Annotated in this window: 15 protein-coding genes; 10 read left to right on the forward strand and 5 right to left on the reverse strand. The window is 66.4% G+C overall.

Going from position 1 to position 16,762, the window contains the following annotated elements; genetic code table 11:
- Positions 1-239: 239 nt before the first annotated feature.
- From doeA to ABV408_RS04455, 3 genes are all read left to right on the forward strand, one after another.
- Positions 240-1,439: an ectoine hydrolase DoeA gene (gene doeA, locus ABV408_RS04445; RefSeq protein WP_353981240.1), complete on the forward strand. Its 1,200-nt coding sequence runs from the start codon at positions 240-242 to the stop codon at positions 1,437-1,439.
- Between the two features lie 148 nt (positions 1,440-1,587).
- On the forward strand, positions 1,588-2,613 hold the full coding sequence (gene doeB, locus ABV408_RS04450) for a N(2)-acetyl-L-2,4-diaminobutanoate deacetylase DoeB (RefSeq protein ID WP_353981241.1): 1,026 nt from the start codon (positions 1,588-1,590) through the stop codon (positions 2,611-2,613).
- Positions 2,610-3,083, forward strand: coding sequence for an Lrp/AsnC family transcriptional regulator (locus tag ABV408_RS04455; RefSeq protein WP_353981242.1), 474 nt, complete (start codon positions 2,610-2,612; stop codon positions 3,081-3,083). The genes doeB and ABV408_RS04455 overlap by 4 nt, the downstream gene beginning before the upstream one ends.
- 127 nt (positions 3,084-3,210) lie before the next feature.
- On the opposite strand, the gene ABV408_RS04460 is transcribed toward ABV408_RS04455, so the two are convergent.
- Genes ABV408_RS04460 through ABV408_RS04475 form a run of 4 tightly spaced genes read right to left on the reverse strand, consistent with a single transcriptional unit; the run spans position 3,211 to position 7,500 of the window.
- Complete coding sequence (locus ABV408_RS04460) at positions 3,211-4,599, reverse strand: MFS transporter (protein ID WP_353981243.1); 1,389 nt, start codon at positions 4,597-4,599, stop codon at positions 3,211-3,213.
- 34 nt (positions 4,600-4,633) lie between these two features.
- Complete coding sequence (locus ABV408_RS04465) at positions 4,634-5,644, reverse strand: PDR/VanB family oxidoreductase (RefSeq protein ID WP_353981244.1); 1,011 nt, start codon at positions 5,642-5,644, stop codon at positions 4,634-4,636.
- A gap of 28 nt (positions 5,645-5,672) precedes the next feature.
- Positions 5,673-6,392, reverse strand: a complete 720-nt coding sequence (locus ABV408_RS04470) for a GntR family transcriptional regulator (RefSeq protein ID WP_353981245.1) — start codon at positions 6,390-6,392, stop codon at positions 5,673-5,675.
- Between the two features lie 13 nt (positions 6,393-6,405).
- Complete coding sequence (locus tag ABV408_RS04475) at positions 6,406-7,500, reverse strand: aromatic ring-hydroxylating dioxygenase subunit alpha (RefSeq protein ID WP_353981246.1); 1,095 nt, start codon at positions 7,498-7,500, stop codon at positions 6,406-6,408.
- A gap of 410 nt (positions 7,501-7,910) precedes the next feature.
- Between ABV408_RS04475 and ABV408_RS04480 the strand changes: the two genes are divergently transcribed.
- From ABV408_RS04480 to ABV408_RS04505, 6 genes are all read left to right on the forward strand, one after another.
- On the forward strand, positions 7,911-9,374 hold the full coding sequence (locus tag ABV408_RS04480) for an NAD-dependent succinate-semialdehyde dehydrogenase (protein WP_353981247.1): 1,464 nt from the start codon (positions 7,911-7,913) through the stop codon (positions 9,372-9,374).
- A 211-nt stretch (positions 9,375-9,585) separates the two neighbouring features.
- On the forward strand, positions 9,586-10,986 hold the full coding sequence (locus ABV408_RS04485) for an aminotransferase (RefSeq protein WP_353981248.1): 1,401 nt from the start codon (positions 9,586-9,588) through the stop codon (positions 10,984-10,986).
- A gap of 133 nt (positions 10,987-11,119) precedes the next feature.
- Entirely contained in the window at positions 11,120-12,106 is a 987-nt protein-coding gene (gene eutB / locus ABV408_RS04490) for a hydroxyectoine utilization dehydratase EutB (RefSeq protein WP_353981249.1), read from the forward strand.
- 58 nt (positions 12,107-12,164) lie between these two features.
- Entirely contained in the window at positions 12,165-13,112 is a 948-nt protein-coding gene (locus ABV408_RS04495) for a cyclodeaminase (RefSeq protein ID WP_353981251.1), read from the forward strand.
- A complete protein-coding gene (locus tag ABV408_RS04500) occupies positions 13,109-13,699 on the forward strand; it encodes a GNAT family N-acetyltransferase (RefSeq protein WP_353981252.1) in 591 nt (196 codons plus the stop codon). Before ABV408_RS04495 ends, ABV408_RS04500 begins: the two co-directional genes overlap by 4 nt.
- Before the next feature lie 127 nt (positions 13,700-13,826).
- The gene (locus tag ABV408_RS04505) at positions 13,827-14,996 is read left to right on the forward strand and encodes an iron-containing alcohol dehydrogenase (RefSeq protein WP_353981253.1); all 1,170 of its coding nucleotides are present in this window, start codon (positions 13,827-13,829) and stop codon (positions 14,994-14,996) included.
- A gap of 130 nt (positions 14,997-15,126) precedes the next feature.
- Here the strand turns inward: ABV408_RS04505 and ABV408_RS04510 are convergent, their stop codons facing one another.
- On the reverse strand, positions 15,127-15,735 hold the full coding sequence (locus ABV408_RS04510) for a glutathione S-transferase (RefSeq protein ID WP_353981254.1): 609 nt from the start codon (positions 15,733-15,735) through the stop codon (positions 15,127-15,129).
- A 156-nt stretch (positions 15,736-15,891) separates the two neighbouring features.
- Between ABV408_RS04510 and ABV408_RS04515 the strand changes: the two genes are divergently transcribed.
- Positions 15,892-16,722: a LysR substrate-binding domain-containing protein gene (locus ABV408_RS04515; protein WP_353981255.1), complete on the forward strand. Its 831-nt coding sequence runs from the start codon at positions 15,892-15,894 to the stop codon at positions 16,720-16,722.
- The last annotated feature ends 40 nt before the right edge of the window (positions 16,723-16,762 follow it).

A 16,762-nucleotide genomic window follows, 5' to 3' on the forward strand; every position in this document is an offset into this window, starting at 1 on the left:
AGCCTTTGACGCCAGGACGCGCGACGATGCTACTATCGGCCTTGATGCATTGACCGCTAATTGTCCTGACTTTTGCGAGAATCGATCATGACAATTTCACATCCGGTCGGCAAGCGGTAGGACAGGCCGCTGCTAGGGTTTGTACGAAACGTCAGCGAGCGCAGGTCGTTTTCGTACAGAGCTGAGGCGTGCTGGCAGCCTGCGTCCTGATAATTCGGTCCCGTTAGTCGAGTGGCTCCATGTTCCAGGTTTCCCTGCCTTTTTCGCGTGAAGAGTACGCCAGCCGTTTGCACAAGGTGCGCGTGTCGATGGCCAATCGTGGTCTCGATGTGCTGATCGTCAGCGACCCCTCCAACATGGCCTGGCTGACCGGCTACGACGGCTGGTCGTTCTATGTCCATCAGTGCGTGCTGGTGGGTCTGGAGGGGGAGCCGGTGTGGTACGGCCGGCGTCAGGATGCCAATGGCGCCTGGCGCACCTGCTGGATGCACGAGGAGCGGGTGCGCTACTACCCGGACTACTATGTGCAGAATCCGGACATGCACCCGATGGAGTACCTGGCTCAGTCGGTGCTGCCGGAGTATGGCTGGCACACCGGCAGCATCGGTGTGGAGATGGACAACTACTACTTCTCGGCGCGGGCCTACACCAGCCTGGTCAAGGAGCTGCCCCACGCCAAGCTGAGCGATGCCACTGCGCTGGTCAACTGGTGCCGCGCGATCAAGTCGCCCCAGGAGATCGCCTACATGCGCGTCGCGGCGCGCATCGTCGAGGGCATGCACTCGCGCATTCTGGAGATGATCGAGCCGGGCCTGGCCAAGAGCAAGCTGGTCTCCGAGATCTACCGCGTCGGCACCGAGGGCTGGACCGACCCCAACGGCGTGGTGCATGGCGGCGACTATCCCGCCATCGTGCCGCTGCTGCCCACCGGCAGCGACGCCGCCGCGCCCCATCTGACCTGGGACGACACCCCCTTTCGCCGCGGCGAGGGGACGTTTTTCGAGATCGCCGGCTGCTACAAGCGCTACCACGCGCCGCTGTCGCGGACAGTGTTCCTGGGCACGCCGCCCAAGGAGTTCCTGCGTGGCGAGTCGGCGCTGCTCGAAGGTATCGAGAACGGCCTCGCCGTGGCCAAGCCCGGCAACCGCTGTGCCGACATCGCGCTGGCGCTGGGCGCGGCGATGGACAAGTACGGCTTCGACCGCGGTGGCGCGCGCTGCGGCTACCCCATCGGGATCAGCTATCCGCCGGACTGGGGCGAGCGCACCATGAGTCTGCGCCCTTCGGACGAGACGATCCTCGAGCCGGGGATGACGTTCCACTTCATGCCCGGCATGTGGATGGACGACTGGGGCCTGGAGATCACCGAGAGTATCCTGATCACCGAGCAGGGCGCCGAACCGCTGTGCGAGTTTCCCCGACAGCTGTTCGTCAAATAGGCGCGCCAGCCGTTCGTCGATAAGCCGTTTGTCAGATAAGTGTCGCGTCGACGCGGTCTGAGGTTCTGTACGAAATGTCATTTTTCGATGATGCGTCCGGCGGCCAGGAGCCAAGGGCGTGCCATCCGCTTCAGTGAGGAGAGTTCGCATGTCCGCATCCCCGCGTCCCAGTCCGATCAGCGCCAGCGTCGACTTCGACGCCCAAGGCGTGCAGCACGGTTTTCTCAAGCTGCCGATCTCGGTAGACGAGTCCGCCTGGGGTGCGGTGATGATCCCGATCACCGTGGTCGCCAACGGCGAAGGGCCGACGGCGCTTCTCACCGGCGGTAATCATGGCGACGAATACGAGGGCATCACCGCGCTGATGAAGCTCGCCAACAGCCTCAAGGCGGGTGACGTGCGCGGGCGGGTGATCATCGTACCGATGATGAACGTGCCGGCGGCGGAAGCCGGCAAGCGCACCTCGCCGCTGGATGGCGGTAACCTCAACCGCAGCTTTCCCGGCGACCCCGACGGCAGCGTGACCAGCCAGATCGCCGACTACTTCACCCGCGTGCTGGTGCCGATGTGCGACGTCGCGCTCGACCTGCACTCCGGTGGGCGCACCCTGGATATCGTGCCCTTCGCCGCCGCCCATCGCCTCGACGATCTGAACCAGGAGCGCGCCAGCCTGGGCGGCGCGGTGGCCTTCGGCGCGCCCTACGCGATGATGATGTTCGAGCTCGACGCCACCCGGCTCTACGACACTGCGGTAGAGTCCCAGGGCAAGACCTTCGTCACCACCGAGCTCGGCGGCGGCGGCACCTCGACCCCGGCCAGCCTGGCCATCAGCGAGCGCGGCGTACGTAACTTCCTGATCCACTACGGCTTGATCGAAGGTGAGCTGGAGAGCGCCGACGAGCCGATGATATACGTCGACATGCCCGATGCTAGCTGCTATGTGCAGAGCGAGCACGCCGGGCTGCTCGAGTTGACGGTATCGCTGGGGGAGATGGTCAAGCAGGGCGACGTGCTGGCGCGGATCTATGACATGACCCGCACCGGTACCGACCCGGTCGAGTATCGCGCCCAGCGTGATGGCGTGCTGATCGCTCGGCGCTTCCCGGCCAAGGTCGGCATGGGTGACACCATCGCGGTGGTCGCCGAGGTGGTGCAGTCGTTGGAGAGAGCGTGAAACTCGACCGCTACGATCTCAAGATCCTGGCGATCCTGAGCCGCGACGGGCGCATCACCAAGTCGCGCCTGGCGGAGGCGATCAACCTCTCCGTCAGTCCCTGCTGGGAGCGGGTCAAGCGGCTCGAGAAGGCGGGTGTGATCCGCGGCTACAGCGCGCGGATCGACACCGACGTACTGGTCAAGCTGACCCCGGTGTGGGTTCAGATCGAACTCAAGCAGCACAATGCCGAGAGCCTCGCGCGCTTCGAGCGCCTGGTCGAGGAGAGCGACGCCGTGGCCGAGTGTTTCGCCATCGGCGGCGGCATGGATTATCTGGTCAAGATCGAGCTGGAGAGCATCGACGCCTACCAGCGCCTGATCGACGCCTGGCTGGTGTCGGATCTCGGTATCGAACGCTATTTCACCTATATCGTCACCAAGACGGTCAAGCGTCACGGGCCACCGGCGCTGCCCGATCCCGAGGGCTGAGGGGCAGGGCTTATCAGGTCTCGATGCCAGGTCTGTTCCTCGCGTCTGTTTGCCAAATCTGTGTGTCAAATCAGAACCCGGCGCTTGCCGGGTTTTCTGTGTTGGGGGGGAACGCCGGGCAGGATCGCTAGCCGCCCGGGCTATCCGGCGTGAGCCGGGTGTGGGAGGTATTGTCTTCTTGGGCTCGGAGCTGCTCTGTTTGAATCGGCTCGGGGCCGAGCAGCAGCACGGCCACCGCGGCGATCGCGGCCCCCAGAGCCATGACGATCGCCACCGCCTGCAGATCGAGATCGAGGGTGAACAGCACGCCGACCACGATGGGTGACAGCGCCGCACCACCGCGGCCGACGCCAATCGCGAAGCCGGTGCCCGAGGCGCGCTGGGCGGTGGGGAAGCGCTGAGCGAACAGCGCATAGAGGCCCACCACGCCGGCGTTGGTGCAGAAGCCGGTCAGTGCGACCAGCAGCGAGATGCCGGCCAGCGAGTCGGCGCCATGGCCGAACAGGGTCACCATGATGACCGATAGGCAGAGGGCGGCGACGGTGAGGCGACGTACCGGCAGATGGCGCCCGAGCAGCCCCAGCAGAGCACCGCCCAGGGCCCCGCCGATATTGGCCCAGACCAGCACGCCGGCGGCGTTGGCAGGGTCGAATCCCATGCCGACGACGATCTGCGGCACCCACTTGAGGATGAAGTAGAAAGTGGCGATGTGCATGAAGTAGGCCAGCGTCAGCAGCAGGGTGACCCGGATCAGCGAGGGGCCGAACAGCGCCAGCGGCGAGTCGCTGCCGTTTCGGGCCGGCGGTGCCGGTAGCCGTGCCACCGTGGCGTGGCCGAGACGGCGCAGTTCGCGGTTGATCCTGTCGAGCGCCCCGGCAGGGCGGCGCTGGTAGAGGTAGGGCACGGTCTCGCGCAGCAGCCAGGCGGTGAGCGGAATCATCAGCGCGGTCACCAGCGCGCCGAAGTAGAACACCGCGCGCCAGTCGAACAGCCGCAGTAGCTGGGCGGCGATGGTGCCGCCGACGATGGCGCCCAGCGGATAGCCGATCGCCATCAGCGAGACGCACAGGTTGCGGCTCTTGTGGTTGGCGTACTCGGCGGCGGTGGCGTTGATCGAGGCGAGCATGCCGCCGATGCCGATGCCAGTGAGCACGCGCCAGGCACCCAGCTCCGCCACGCTACCGGCGCGCGCCGCCATCAGCATGCCCACTGCCATCAGCAGCAGGCAGCCGAGATTGACCGGGCGCCGGCCGACACGATCGGTCACCCCGCCAAGCAGGATCGAGCCCAGGGCCATGCCGATCAGTTCCATTGCCAGCACCACGCCGAGCTCGGCGCGGTTGATTCCCCACTCGGCGACGATGCCCGGCGCGGCGAAGCTGATCGCCAGCACGTCGAAGCCATCCAGCGCATTGAGTGCGACCGTGGTCGCCACGGCCAGAACCTGGGCGCGCCCCATCGGGGCCTCGTCGAGTAGCTTGCGCGGATCGACTTCAGTGGCGGTGTCCAGTGTCATACCCTTTTCCCTCCTGGGGGTGAAACGACGCGCGTCAGTCGCGGATACCCTGACGGCTGGTATCGATCACCACGCGGCCGTGGCCGGCAATGCGCGAGACGCAGGTACACAGCTTGTCGTCAGCGGCGTGCTGGCGGGCGCTGAAGTAGACGTCGCGGTGGTCGATGCTGCCCTCGTGGCTGACCACGTCGACCGCACACAGGCCGCACTCGCCGCGCTGGCAGTCGTAGAGTGCCTCGATGTCGTGATCGAGCAGCGACTCCAGCAGTGAGCGGTGCGGTGGCACCTCGAAGCTGATCCCCAGATTGCGCACGCTGACCTCGAAGGTCTCTTCCGGGCGCTCGCCGCCGTTGGCGAAGGTCTCGTAGCGCAGCGCCCAGGGTGGCCGCGCCTCGGCTTCCCACAGCGCGCGAACCTGTCGGCGCAGGCCCGCCGGGCCACACAGGTAGGCCTCTCCGGCCGGATCGAGGGCGGTCACCGCGCGGGCGATCGCCGGTGCCGCGCTGGCCGAATCCGAGTACACCTCCAGCGCCGCCCCCAATTCAGAGAGCGCCGTGGCGAAGTGCTCGCGGGCACTGTCCCGGGAGACGTAGATCAGGCGCAGGCGCTTACCGGCGCGCTGGAGTGCCAGCGCCATGCCGTAGAGCGGAGTGATACCGATACCGCCGGCGATCAGCAGGTACTCGGGGCTGGCGAACGACAGCGGGAAGTGGTTGGCCGGTGCCGCGATGGTCAGCGGATCGCCGGGGGCGAGCTGCCACAGGTGCTCGCTGCCGCCGCGGCTGTGGGCCAGGCGCTTGACCGCGAAGCGGTAGACGCCGGCATCGCCGGCCTCCTCGAGCAGTGAGTAGTGGCGGGTCTGGGGGTGGCCGCTGAAGTCGAGCTGCAGCGGCAGATGGCTCCCCGGGGTATAGGGTGCGGTCGCGCCGCTGTCGGGGCGCACCTCGAACAGGCGCACGTCGCTACCCAGATCGTGGCTGCGCGCGAGGGTGGCCGGCGCCCAACGGGGCGGCGTGTGGACCGAAGGCAGGCTGCGGGGGTTCATGGGTCTCTCCTGGCCGCACGCGGCGGGGTCAAGGTTGACGGATCAGCGCACCGCCGCTGACGGCATCCAGCCCGGCGGGGTGGGCGAGCGCGCTGTCCAGATTGCGCTGGGCGATGCGCGCGTGCTCGCGGGCGATCTGTTCGGCGCGCGCGCCCTCGCCGGTGGCGAGAGCGTCGACCAGACAGCGGTGCTGATCGTTGGCGATGAACAGGATGCGGTGCGCGGACGCCGAATGGGCGTAGCTCATGACGAAGGCATTGGGCGAGGCGAAGGGCAGATTGCCGATGCGCTCCAGCGCCTCGCTCAGTGCCATGCTCTCGGCGAGGGCGAGCAGATGCTGGTGGAACTCGCCGTTGAGCGTGACGTAGCGATTCAGCGCCTCCTCGTCGAGCTGCGCCCGGGAGACGATGGTGTCGATGCGCTCGACCAGCCGGTGCAGCGGCTCGAGGCGTGACGCCGGGTGGCGCGCCTCCGCCGCCTGGCGCGCGGCGAGCCCTTCCAGCGTGCCGCGAATCTCGATCGTCTGCTTGAGGTAGTCGGGCGAGAAGCCGCGCACCGCATAGCCACCGCGCTCGGCGGTTTCGACCAGTCCCTCGTGTTCGAGGCGCACCAGGGCCTCGCGCAGCGGCGTGCGCGACACCGCCAGACGGGTCGCCAGGGTCGGTTCCCACAGGCGCTCGCCGGCGCTAAGGGTGCCGTCGAGAATCCAGTTGCGCAGGGTCAACAGCGCTTTCAGCGATTGGCGCATGGTCGTGCGTTCCTCAGGCCTGGCGCGCGAAGACGCTGGGCGCTGACGCCTGCTCACCGGCAGGCGGCGTCTCCTCGGCGGCGATCAGGCGGTCGATGATGCGTCGCGCCCACATCGCGCCGGCGTCGATGTTGAGGTTGTAGAACGGCGGGCGGTCATACTTCGAGACCGCGATCTGCTGCGCCTGGAGTACCGCCTTGTCCTGGTCGTAGACCCCCTGGCCGTCGTTGACGTGGGCGTAGTGCAGGTATTCGGTCCAGTTGGGGTCGTCGAGGTGGTGATCGCGCACGAAGTTCCAGAAGTAGTGGCAGCTGGTGGCGGTCTCCGGCGTCAGCGCCGCCAGGAAGTAGCCGGTCACCCCGTGGGAGCGGTCGCCCTGGGGCGCGCCGGTGCCGGCTTCGGCCACGCCGACATCGCCGACGATGGTCGAGGGCGCCTCGAAGTGGATGTTGTGCCAGCGATCCACCGGCACGTCGCGACCCAGCTGGCGGGCCCAGAACGGCGGCGCGTCACCGTCTAGCATCCAGCGCTGGACGGTGACGCTGCGCTCGTCGTGGGTGACGTCGAACGGCGCCCGGGTGATCGAGTCGTGGCCGATGCTGCCGGCGTGGACGAAGGTCTCGTGGGTGAGGTCGAGCAGGTTGTCGATCACCAGCCGGTATTCGCACTGCAGGCTGTAGAAGGTGCCACCGCGGCCGGCCAGGGCGGGGTCGGCGTTCCAGTGGAAGTCGGGGATGGTGGCGGTGTCGGCCTGGGCCGGATCGCCCATCCATACCCACACCAGGGCGTGGCGCTCGGCCACCGGGAAGCTGCGCACGCAGGCGGCAGGGTTGATCGTCTCCTGCGACGGCATGTGGGTGCAGCGGCCGTGGGGATCAAAGGCCAGGCCATGATAGCCGCATACCACGCTGTCGCCATCCAGGCGGCCCAGCGACAGCGGCAGCAGGCGGTGCCAGCAAGCATCCTGCAGCGCGGCGATTTCACCGTCGCTGCGGCGATAGAGCACCAGATCGGTTTCGCAGAGGGTACGCGGCGTGAGCTGGTGCTGGATCTCATGGCCCCAGGCGGCGGCGTACCAGGCGTTCAACGGATAGCCACGGTTGGACATGGGTCATCTCCTCTCGGGTTCACGCCGTGGTGTCGGCCGACGGCTCGCGTGGCGGTCAGGACGCGGTTGGCCGGCCCGGAAATCGGGGGTGGATGGCACGGCGTGTATACATGCTTACGCCTGAGCGCTCTTTTTGGCGACGATTTTGTGCGTTTTTTAGCCAAAAGATGTAGATATCAGGGGGTTCTGTATACACGTATCTATACCGTCGCGGCGCCTGCCCTTTGCGCCGAAAAAACCGCAAGTTAACGCGGCGCTTTCGAAAAAAAGCGCAAGTGTCAGAGCGGCGGGACAAAAAGTTTCTGCGCGCCTTAACCCTTAGGCTGGGAGCACTCGGCAGCGCCAGAGGAAAACACTTCTCTCTGACGCCGCCTGACCGTTACGCCCTCAGCGCCGCAGGAGGCGACAGCATGAAACTCAACGACCCGCGTCTTTTCCGTCAGTACGCCTATGTCGACGGCAAGTGGACCCATGGCAGCGAGGGTCGCGAGGAGGCGGTGGTCGACCCCGCCACCGGCGAGACCCTGGGCCACTGTGCCCTGCTGGAAGCCGCCCAGATCACCGCCACTGTGACAGCCGCCGAGGAGGCGTTCGCCGCCTGGCGGGCGCTCAACGTCAATGCGCGCGCCGAGAAGCTCAACGCCTGGTACCGCCTGCTGCACGAGCACAAAGAGGATCTCGCCTATCTGATGACCCGCGAGCAGGGCAAGCCGCTCAAGGATGCCCGCGGTGAGGTCGACTATGGCGCCAGCTTCATCCAGTGGTTCGCCGAGGAGGCCAAGCGCGCCTACGGCATGACCATCCCCAGCCATATCCCCGATGCTGCCCTGGGTACGATCAAGGAGCCGGTGGGCGTGTCGGCGATGTTCACGCCGTGGAACTTCCCGCTGGCGATGATCACTCGCAAGGCGGGGGCGGCGCTCGCTGCGGGCTGCCCGGTGATCGTCAAGCCGGCCAACGAAACCCCTTACTCGGCGCTGGCGCTGGCCGAACTCGCCGAGCGCGCGGGCATCCCGGCCGGGGTGTTCAACGTGGTTACCGGTGACCCGGCGACGGTCTCCGAGGTGCTGTGCAGTGACAACCGCATCCGCAATATCTCGTTCACCGGCTCGACCCGGGTGGGCAAGCTGCTGATGCGCCAGAGTTCGTCGAGCGTCAAGCGCATGTCGCTGGAGCTGGGCGGTAACGCACCCTTCATCGTCTGCGACGACATGGACCCGGATGCCGCAGCCAAGCAAGCCGTGGCGGCCAAGTTCCAGACCGCAGGGCAGGACTGCCTGGCCGCCAACCGCATCTTCGTCCAGCGCGGTATCTACGACGCCTTCATCGAGCGCTTCGTCGCCCACATGGAAGCGCTGAGCGTGGGTAACGGGCTCGATGAGTGCGATATCGGCCCGCTGATCCACCGCCGCGCGGTGGAGATGGCTCAGGGCATCGTCGAGGACGGGGTGCGCCGCGGCGCGCGCAAGCTCGGCGGCGAGCGTTCGGCGCCGGGGGCCAACTTCTTCGTGCCCACGCTGCTCGCCGACATCACCCCGGAGATGCGCGTGTTCCGCGAGGAGACCTTCTCGCCGGTGGCGGGTGTCGGCGTGTTCGACAGCGACGACGAGGTGATCCAGCTGGCCAACGACACCGAGTACGGCCTCGCCGCCTATGTCTATACCCACGACGTGCGGCGTATCTGGAAGCTGATGCGCGGGCTGGAGTACGGCATGGTCAGCGTCAACAGCGTCAAGATGACCGGTGCACCGATTCCCTTCGGCGGCATCAAGCAGTCCGGCCTCGGCCGTGAGGGCGGGGCCCAGGGGCTCGAGGAGTATCTGGACACCAAGTATTACTGCCTGGGGAGTATGCCTTCGGCCAGCTCTTCTTGAGCCAGCGTGTAATCGCTGACGGCGCTTCACCCGCTCGCCCGGCGCCTACGCGCTGTCGCGTGAACGGTGTTGCGCCGCATCATCAGCGTCGCATAGCTTTGTCATGCGGGTATCACACAAGGGTCACGGTGACCGCTGCGCCCGCCGGGAACCCCCATCAAACACCATCGACAGTCGCGGTGGTGGTTCCGCTTTCAGTAAGGAAAACGTCATGACCGATACGCGTAGCCTGATCGACAACGATCGCCGCCACGTCTTCCACGCCTCCACCCATCTGCGCGATTACGCCCATGGCGATGCGCCGGGGCGTATCATCACCGGCGGCCAGGGGATCTCCATCGTCGACCGCGACGGGCGCGAGATGATCGATGCCTTCGCCGGGCTCTACTGCGTCAACATCGGCTACGGGCGCAGCGAGATCGCCGAGGCCATCTACGCCCAGGCCAAGGAACTCGCCTACTACCACACCTATGTCGGCCACTCCAACGAGCCGCTGATCGCGCTCTCCGAGCGCATCGCCAAGCTCGCCGGTCATGGCTTGAACAAGGTCTACTACGGGCTCTCCGGCAGCGATGCCAACGAGACCCAGATCAAACTGGTGCGCTACTACCACAATGTCACCGGCCGGCCGCAGAAGAAAAAGATCATCTCGCGCCAGCGCGGCTACCACGGCTCCAGCATCGCCGCCGGTTCGCTCACCGGGCTGCCCGCCTTCCATCAGCACTTCGACCTGCCGATCGAAGGCGTGCTGCATACCGAGGCCCCGTATTATTACCGCCGGCCCCGGGGCGAGATGAGCGAACGCGAGTTCTCCGCCTACTGCGCCGAGCAGCTGGAGGCGCTGATCCAGCGCGAGGGCCCGGAGACCGTGGGCGCCTTCATCGGCGAGCCGGTACTCGGCACAGGCGGCATCATTCCGCCGCCGGAGGGCTACTGGGAAGCGATTCAGGCGGTGCTCAAGCGCCACGACATCCTGCTGATCAGCGACGAGGTAGTCAGCGGTTTCGGGCGTCTGGGCAGCGATTTCGGCTTCCAGCACTACGGCATCCAGCCGGATCTGGTGACCATCGCCAAGGGGCTGACCAGTGCTTATCAGCCGCTCTCCGGGGTGATCGTCGGCGAGCGGGTGTGGAAGGCGCTGGAAGATGGCACCGGTGAGTTCGGCCCGATCGGCCACGGCTGGACCTACTCCGGGCACCCGCTAGGCGCAGCGGCGGCGATGGCCAACCTGGACATCATCGAGCGCGAGAATCTGGTCGGTAACGCCGCCGAGACCGGCGCCTACTTCAACGCCCAGCTGGCCAAGACCTTCGGCGAGCACCCGCTGGTGGGCGACGTGCGCGGCCAGGGGCTGATGGCGGCACTCGAGTTCGCGCCGCAGAAGGGCGCCTACACCCCCTTCGACCCGGCGCTCAAGGTCGGCCCGCGGGTCGCGGCGGCGGCGCTCGAGGAGAACCTGATCGCCCGCGCCATGCCCAACGGCGACATCCTCGGCTTCGCTCCGCCGCTGGTGATCGACCGTGGCCAGGTCGACGAGGTGATCGCCCGTGCCAAGCGTGCCATCGACAAGGTGACCGACGAGCTGACGCGTAGCGGCGATCTGCAGGGGTGAACTCACGACCTGATCGGCAGCGCTGAGCCGAAGGGGCGAGACGGATGAGCCCCGCGTCGCGCATTGATACCGACACGCGCCTGCGGCAGGGTGAAAGCCCTGCCGCTTTCGCATGATCGCCTCGGGAGCCTGTATGTCCGACCCAGTCACCCTGCACGATATCTATCTGGCCCGCCAGCGACTCGCCGGACAGGCGGCGCGCACGCCGCTGATCCTTTCCCAGAGCCTTTCGACACGCTTCGACGCCGAGGTCTATCTCAAGCTCGAGACGCTGCAGCCGAGCGGCGCATTCAAGCTGCGCGGCGCGCTCAACAAGATCGCCTCGCTGGCGCCGGATCAGCTCAAGCGCGGCGTCACCACGGCCTCCACCGGCAATCACGGCCGCGCGGTGGCGTGGGCGGCCAAACGCCTCGGCGCGCGGGCGGTGATCTGTCTCTCCGAGCTGGTGCCGGCCAACAAGGTCGCCGCCATCGAAGCGCTAGGGGCCGAGGCTCGGGTGATCGGGCGCTCCCAGGACGACGCCTTCGTCGAGGCGCGACGCCTGGTCGCCGACGACGGCATGACGCTGATCGAACCCTTCGACGACCCGCTGATCGCGGCCGGACAGGGCACCATCGGACTCGAACTGATGGAGGACCTGCCGGCGCTCGACCGCGTGCTGGTCGGTCTTTCCGGCGGCGGGCTGCTCGGCGGTATCGGACGTGCCGTCAAAGGCATCAACCCCCAGATCCAGGTGACCGGGGTGAGCATGGAGCAGGGCGCGGCGATGATCGACAGCCTGGCGGCGGGCGAGCCGGTGGAGGTCGAGGAACAAGCCTCGCTGGCCGATTCGCTCGGCGGCGGGATCGGGCTCGACAACCGCTGTACTTTCGCCCTGGTGCGCGAGGTGATGGACGATCACTACCGGGTGTCGGAGCCGGCAATTGCCCGGGCCATGCTGCACTTCTTCGAGCAGGAGAAGATGCTGGTCGAGGGTGCTGCAGTGGTGGGGCTCGCCGCCATCGAGGAGCACGCTCTCGACATCCGCGGCCAGAAGGTGGCGCTGATCGTCTCGGGCAACGGCGTGGATGCGGAGACGCTGATGCGGGCGAGAACCCTGCTGGACTATCCGCCGCGCTGATGCGAATTCCAGTGCGCGCTGACGCGAATTCAAATGAATGGACGCAGGAGACACCCCGATGGAGCTTTATGACCGACAGCAGATTCAGGATGTCGTCACGCTGGATCACGCCGCGCTGGAGGCGGTCGAAGCCGGTTTCCGTGCGCTGGGTGAAGGTAACGTCGTCCAGCCGCCGATCCTGTCGATGGCAATTGCGGAGTCCAATGGCGAGGTCGACGTCAAGACCGCGCATATTCAGGGCAATGCGCGCTTCGCGATCAAGGTCAGCCCCGGCTTCTTCGACAATCCCAAGCTGGGGCTGCCGAGTCTCAACGGGCTGATGATCGTGTTCTCGGCCAAGACCGGCCTGGTCGAGGCGGTGCTGTTCGACGAGGGCTATCTCACTGACATACGCACCGCGCTGGCCGGCGCCATCGCCGCCAAGCATCTCTCGCGGAGCGACAGCCGGCGTGTCACCGTCCTTGGCGCCGGCGTGCAGGCGGAGCTGCAGGTCACCGCGCTCAGGCTGGTGCGCGACATCGAGCAGGTCGACGTCTGGGCGCGGGATGCCGAGAAGGCCGGCGCCTATGCGGTTCGCATGCGCGAGCGCTATGGCCTTGCGGTCGAGGTCCACGAGGAGATCGGGGCGGCCTGTACCCATGCCGACATCATCGTCACCACCACACCGTCGCGCACGCCGCTGCTCTCTGGGGAACACCTGCGCGAGGGGGTGCATGTCACGGCGATGGGCTCTGACAGCCCCGAAAAGCGCGAGCTCGACTCCTCGGTGATGGAGCGCGCCGACGCCTTCGTCGCCGATACTCGGGCCCAGAGCGAGCACAATGGCGAGCTCAAGGTCTATGCCAGCCATCGCCCGCCGTTCACGGTTCACGAGCTGGGCCAGGTGATCGCCGGCGGTCAGTCGCCGCGCCGGGAGGCGAGCGCCATCACCGTCTGCGATCTCACCGGCACCGGGGTGCAGGACACCGCCATCGCCGGCTTTGCGCTGTCGCGGCTGACGTCGTGAGCCGGGCGGGTGCGGTGGTGGTGCGCCGTGCCACCCCAGCCGATGCCGAGGCGATCACGACCATCCACGTCGACGCCTGGCGACATAACTACCGCGGCTTGATCGCCGAGACCACGCTGGCGAGCTTGGATGTCGCCGCGCGTGCCGCGGCCTGGCGCTTACAGCTCGAAGCAGGGGCGGCGGTCTTTGTCGGTACGCCTGCCAATACCCAGGCGGGCACCCTGGCAGGCACCCGGGCCGACGCGCTGCTCGGCTGGGTGAGTGTTGGCCCTTTTCGCCAGAGCGAGAGTGCGCGGCCCGAGGTGCGCTCACTCACCCCCGGCTGGGCCGAGCTTTACGGCTTCTACGTTGCCCCGCGGGCGCAGCGCCAGGGCGTCGGCCACGCCCTGTGGCAGGCTGCGCTGGAGTGGTGTCTCGATCAGGGCTACCGCGACCTGGGGCTGTGGGTCCTCGCCGGCAATGTGCCGGCGATTCGCTTCTACCAGCGCTGCGGCCTGCGAGATCTGGGGCTCGATCAGGATTTCACCATCGACGCACAGCCGCTGGTGGAGAAACTGATGGCGCGAACGCTGGCCAGCCCGGTCTGAGCGCGATCACGTCGTCGCCCGAGCGCTGGGGGAGACCGCTGCGCGCTTGCACTTTGGTGGCAGGTCCACGACGGCCCGCATCGTGGCGTGGCATGCTGGCGACGAGCGTGAACGAGAGGAAGAGGCGATGGTCAGCAATATCCTGATGCCGCGCATTCTGGAAGTCGGGGGTGGTGCGCTCGAGCGTCTCGCCGGGGTGCTCGCGGCACTCGGCGTGCAGCGGCCGCTGGTGGTCACCGATCCGATGATGCTCGAACTCGGCTACGTGGCGCGACTCCAGGCATTGCTCGAGGCCGCCGGGCTCGATTACCGCGTGTTCGCGGACACCGTGCCGGAGCCCACCCTGGCCTCGATCCTCGACGGCGTGGCGCTGATGCGCGAGGGCACTGCACAGGGCGCGTTCGATGGCGTGATCGCGCTGGGTGGCGGCAGCCCCATCGACTCGGCCAAGGCGATCGGCGTACTGGGTCACTTCGGCGGTGAGATCCGCGACTACCAGTTCCCGCGCGCGGCGTCGCAGCTCGGCCTGCCGCTGGTCGCCATCCCCACCACCGCCGGCACCGGCTCGGAGATGACGCGTTTCACTATCATCACCGACGAGGTCGCCGGCGAAAAGATGCTCTGCCCGGGCATCGGCTTCATGCCGGCGGCCGCGATCGTCGACTTCGAGCTGACGCTCTCGGTGCCGCCGCGGGTCACCGCCGATACCGGCATCGATGCGCTCACCCACGCCATCGAGGCCTACGTCAGCCGCAAGGCCAACCCCTTCTCGGATCACAATGCGCTGGCCGCGATGCGCCTGATCGGCCCCCATCTGCGCCGGGTCTATCATCAGGGCGACGATCGCGCGGCGCGCGAGGCGATGATGCTGGGCTCGAGCCTGGCTGGCCTGGCCTTCTCCAGCGCCTCGGTGGCACTGGTACACGGTATGAGCCGGCCGCTGGGTGCGGCTTTTCACGTGCCCCACGGCATGTCCAACGCCATGCTGCTGCCGGCGGTCACGACCTTCTCGCTGGCCGCCGCGCCGGCACGTTACGCCACCTGCGCCCGCGCCATTGGCGTGGCCACCGACAACGATGACGACGCCCGCGCCGGCGAGCGGCTACTCGCCGAGCTGGTCGCCCTCAATCAGGAGCTGGCGGTGCCCACGCCGCGGGACTACGGCATCGACCCCGCGCGCTTCGAGGCGCTGCTCGACACCATGGCCGAGCAGGCCCTGGCCTCCGGCTCACCCGGTAACAACCCGCGGGTGCCGAGCCATGCGGAACTGATCGAACTCTACCGTTCGCTCTGGTAGCCAGCGCTGCAACGGCTCAGCGCCGTTTCATGCGGGCCAGAAAGGGGCACCGGTAAGAGGCGCGCAGCTACGTTCGCCGAGAGTCGTCGCGAAGATGTCAGGCCAGGGCCGATATCTGGCGGGCCCGATGTCAGCCTTCGATCGGATGACGTCGGAACGTCTCGCGTGCTTCCATCGCGGTCATGTGCCGGGTCAACGCGGGATAGTCCGGTGCCGGCATTTCCTCGCCGAAATGAAACTGCACAAACGACCAAGCGACGGCGGTGCTGATATCGGCCTGGGTGATGATCTCCTCGGGGTGATCTCCTATGGAGGACTGCTGCTGATCCAGTTGGCGGCAACCCGCCTCTAGCTGCCGTTTGACTCTGTCGATCCATGGCTGGTGTCTTTTTTCGGCGGGGCGTAAATGGTGCTCGTAGACGAGTTGGATACTTTTTTCGCAGACGGTCAGTGCCAGTCCCACTCGATTCAGTACGGCGGCCCGGGCGTCGAGAGAAGAGGGTAGCAGGGAGTGCGAGGAGATCGCCTCCAGATACTCCAGAATCAGGCTCGAATCCAGGAGCAGGGTGCCGTCGTCTAGCATTAGACTGGGTGCCTTGACGACTGGGTTGATCTTCTCGAAAGCCGCGTAGTCGCCGAACACCGAGAGCGGCCGATGCTCGAATGCCTGCCCGTAATACGCCAGAGAAATGGCGACGCGACGAACATAGGGAGAATCCAGCATACCGTAGAGTTGCATGTTTAGACTCCTCTGTTAGATAACGTAACGATAATCTCGAAAATTCCCGCGGAATAGCGCTGTTTTTCCGCCAATATCGTTAGTGGAGCTAACATGGAAAGGGCGCCTCCTCTGCACTGTCTGAGAAGCTTCGAAGCTGTGGCTCGGCTAGGTAGTGTGACCCGAGCTGCTACCGAGCTCTGCGTCACGCACTCGGCGGTCAGCCAGCAGATCAAACAGCTTGAGCATCTACTGGGAGTGGCGCTATTCATTCGCCAGGGACGGCGTCTTCGAGTCAGCGAAAATGGCAGACTCTACGCCATGCAGGTGCGCGATGCCTTGGCGAGTCTTACCGAAGCGACACAGCTGATTCGCAGCGGGGGAGAGACCACGGAGCTAACGGTATCGCTACTACCCTCCTTCGGGTGCGCCTGGCTGATACCCCGGCTCGCGAGTTTTCGCGCGCGCTATCCTCATATCGTGCTACGCCTGCAGGCCGACCTCGCGATTATCGATCTTCGCCAGGAAGGGAGCGACATCGGGATACGCATGGGGAAAGGCAATTGGGCCGATGTCGAAACGAAGCTACTCTTTCATGATGAGCAGTTGATCGTTGCTTCACCAGAGTTTGCATGTGCGAAGCGCGAGTGGACGCCAGAAGAGATTGTCGCCGCACCCGCGGTGTTGGGTATGGAATCCTGGGCACCTTGGTGTCGATTGGCGAGGGTCGAAGCGCCACCGGTGACGCGTGGACTGCGCACCAATGACTCCAACCTGCTGCTACAGGCTGTGCGCCAGGGGCAGGGACTGGCGCTGGAGCGACGCAGTCTGGTGCAGCAGGGGCTCGAATGTGGCGAGCTTGTTCAGTTGAGTCCACTGACGGTTTTCTATCCCTACCCCTACTGGCTGATTCTCCCTCGGGGCCGGCGAATCGAGGGCAAGGTCACTGCCTTCGTCGACTGGCTGGAAGATGAGGTCGAGCAGTATCTTTCGTGTCTGCGTAGATGACCCCGTGTGCGATGCCGAAGGCGTCACGGTGGCGTCCATG

It is taken from the genome of Salinicola endophyticus, assembly GCF_040536835.1.
Lineage (GTDB): Bacteria > Pseudomonadota > Gammaproteobacteria > Pseudomonadales > Halomonadaceae > Salinicola > Salinicola endophyticus_A.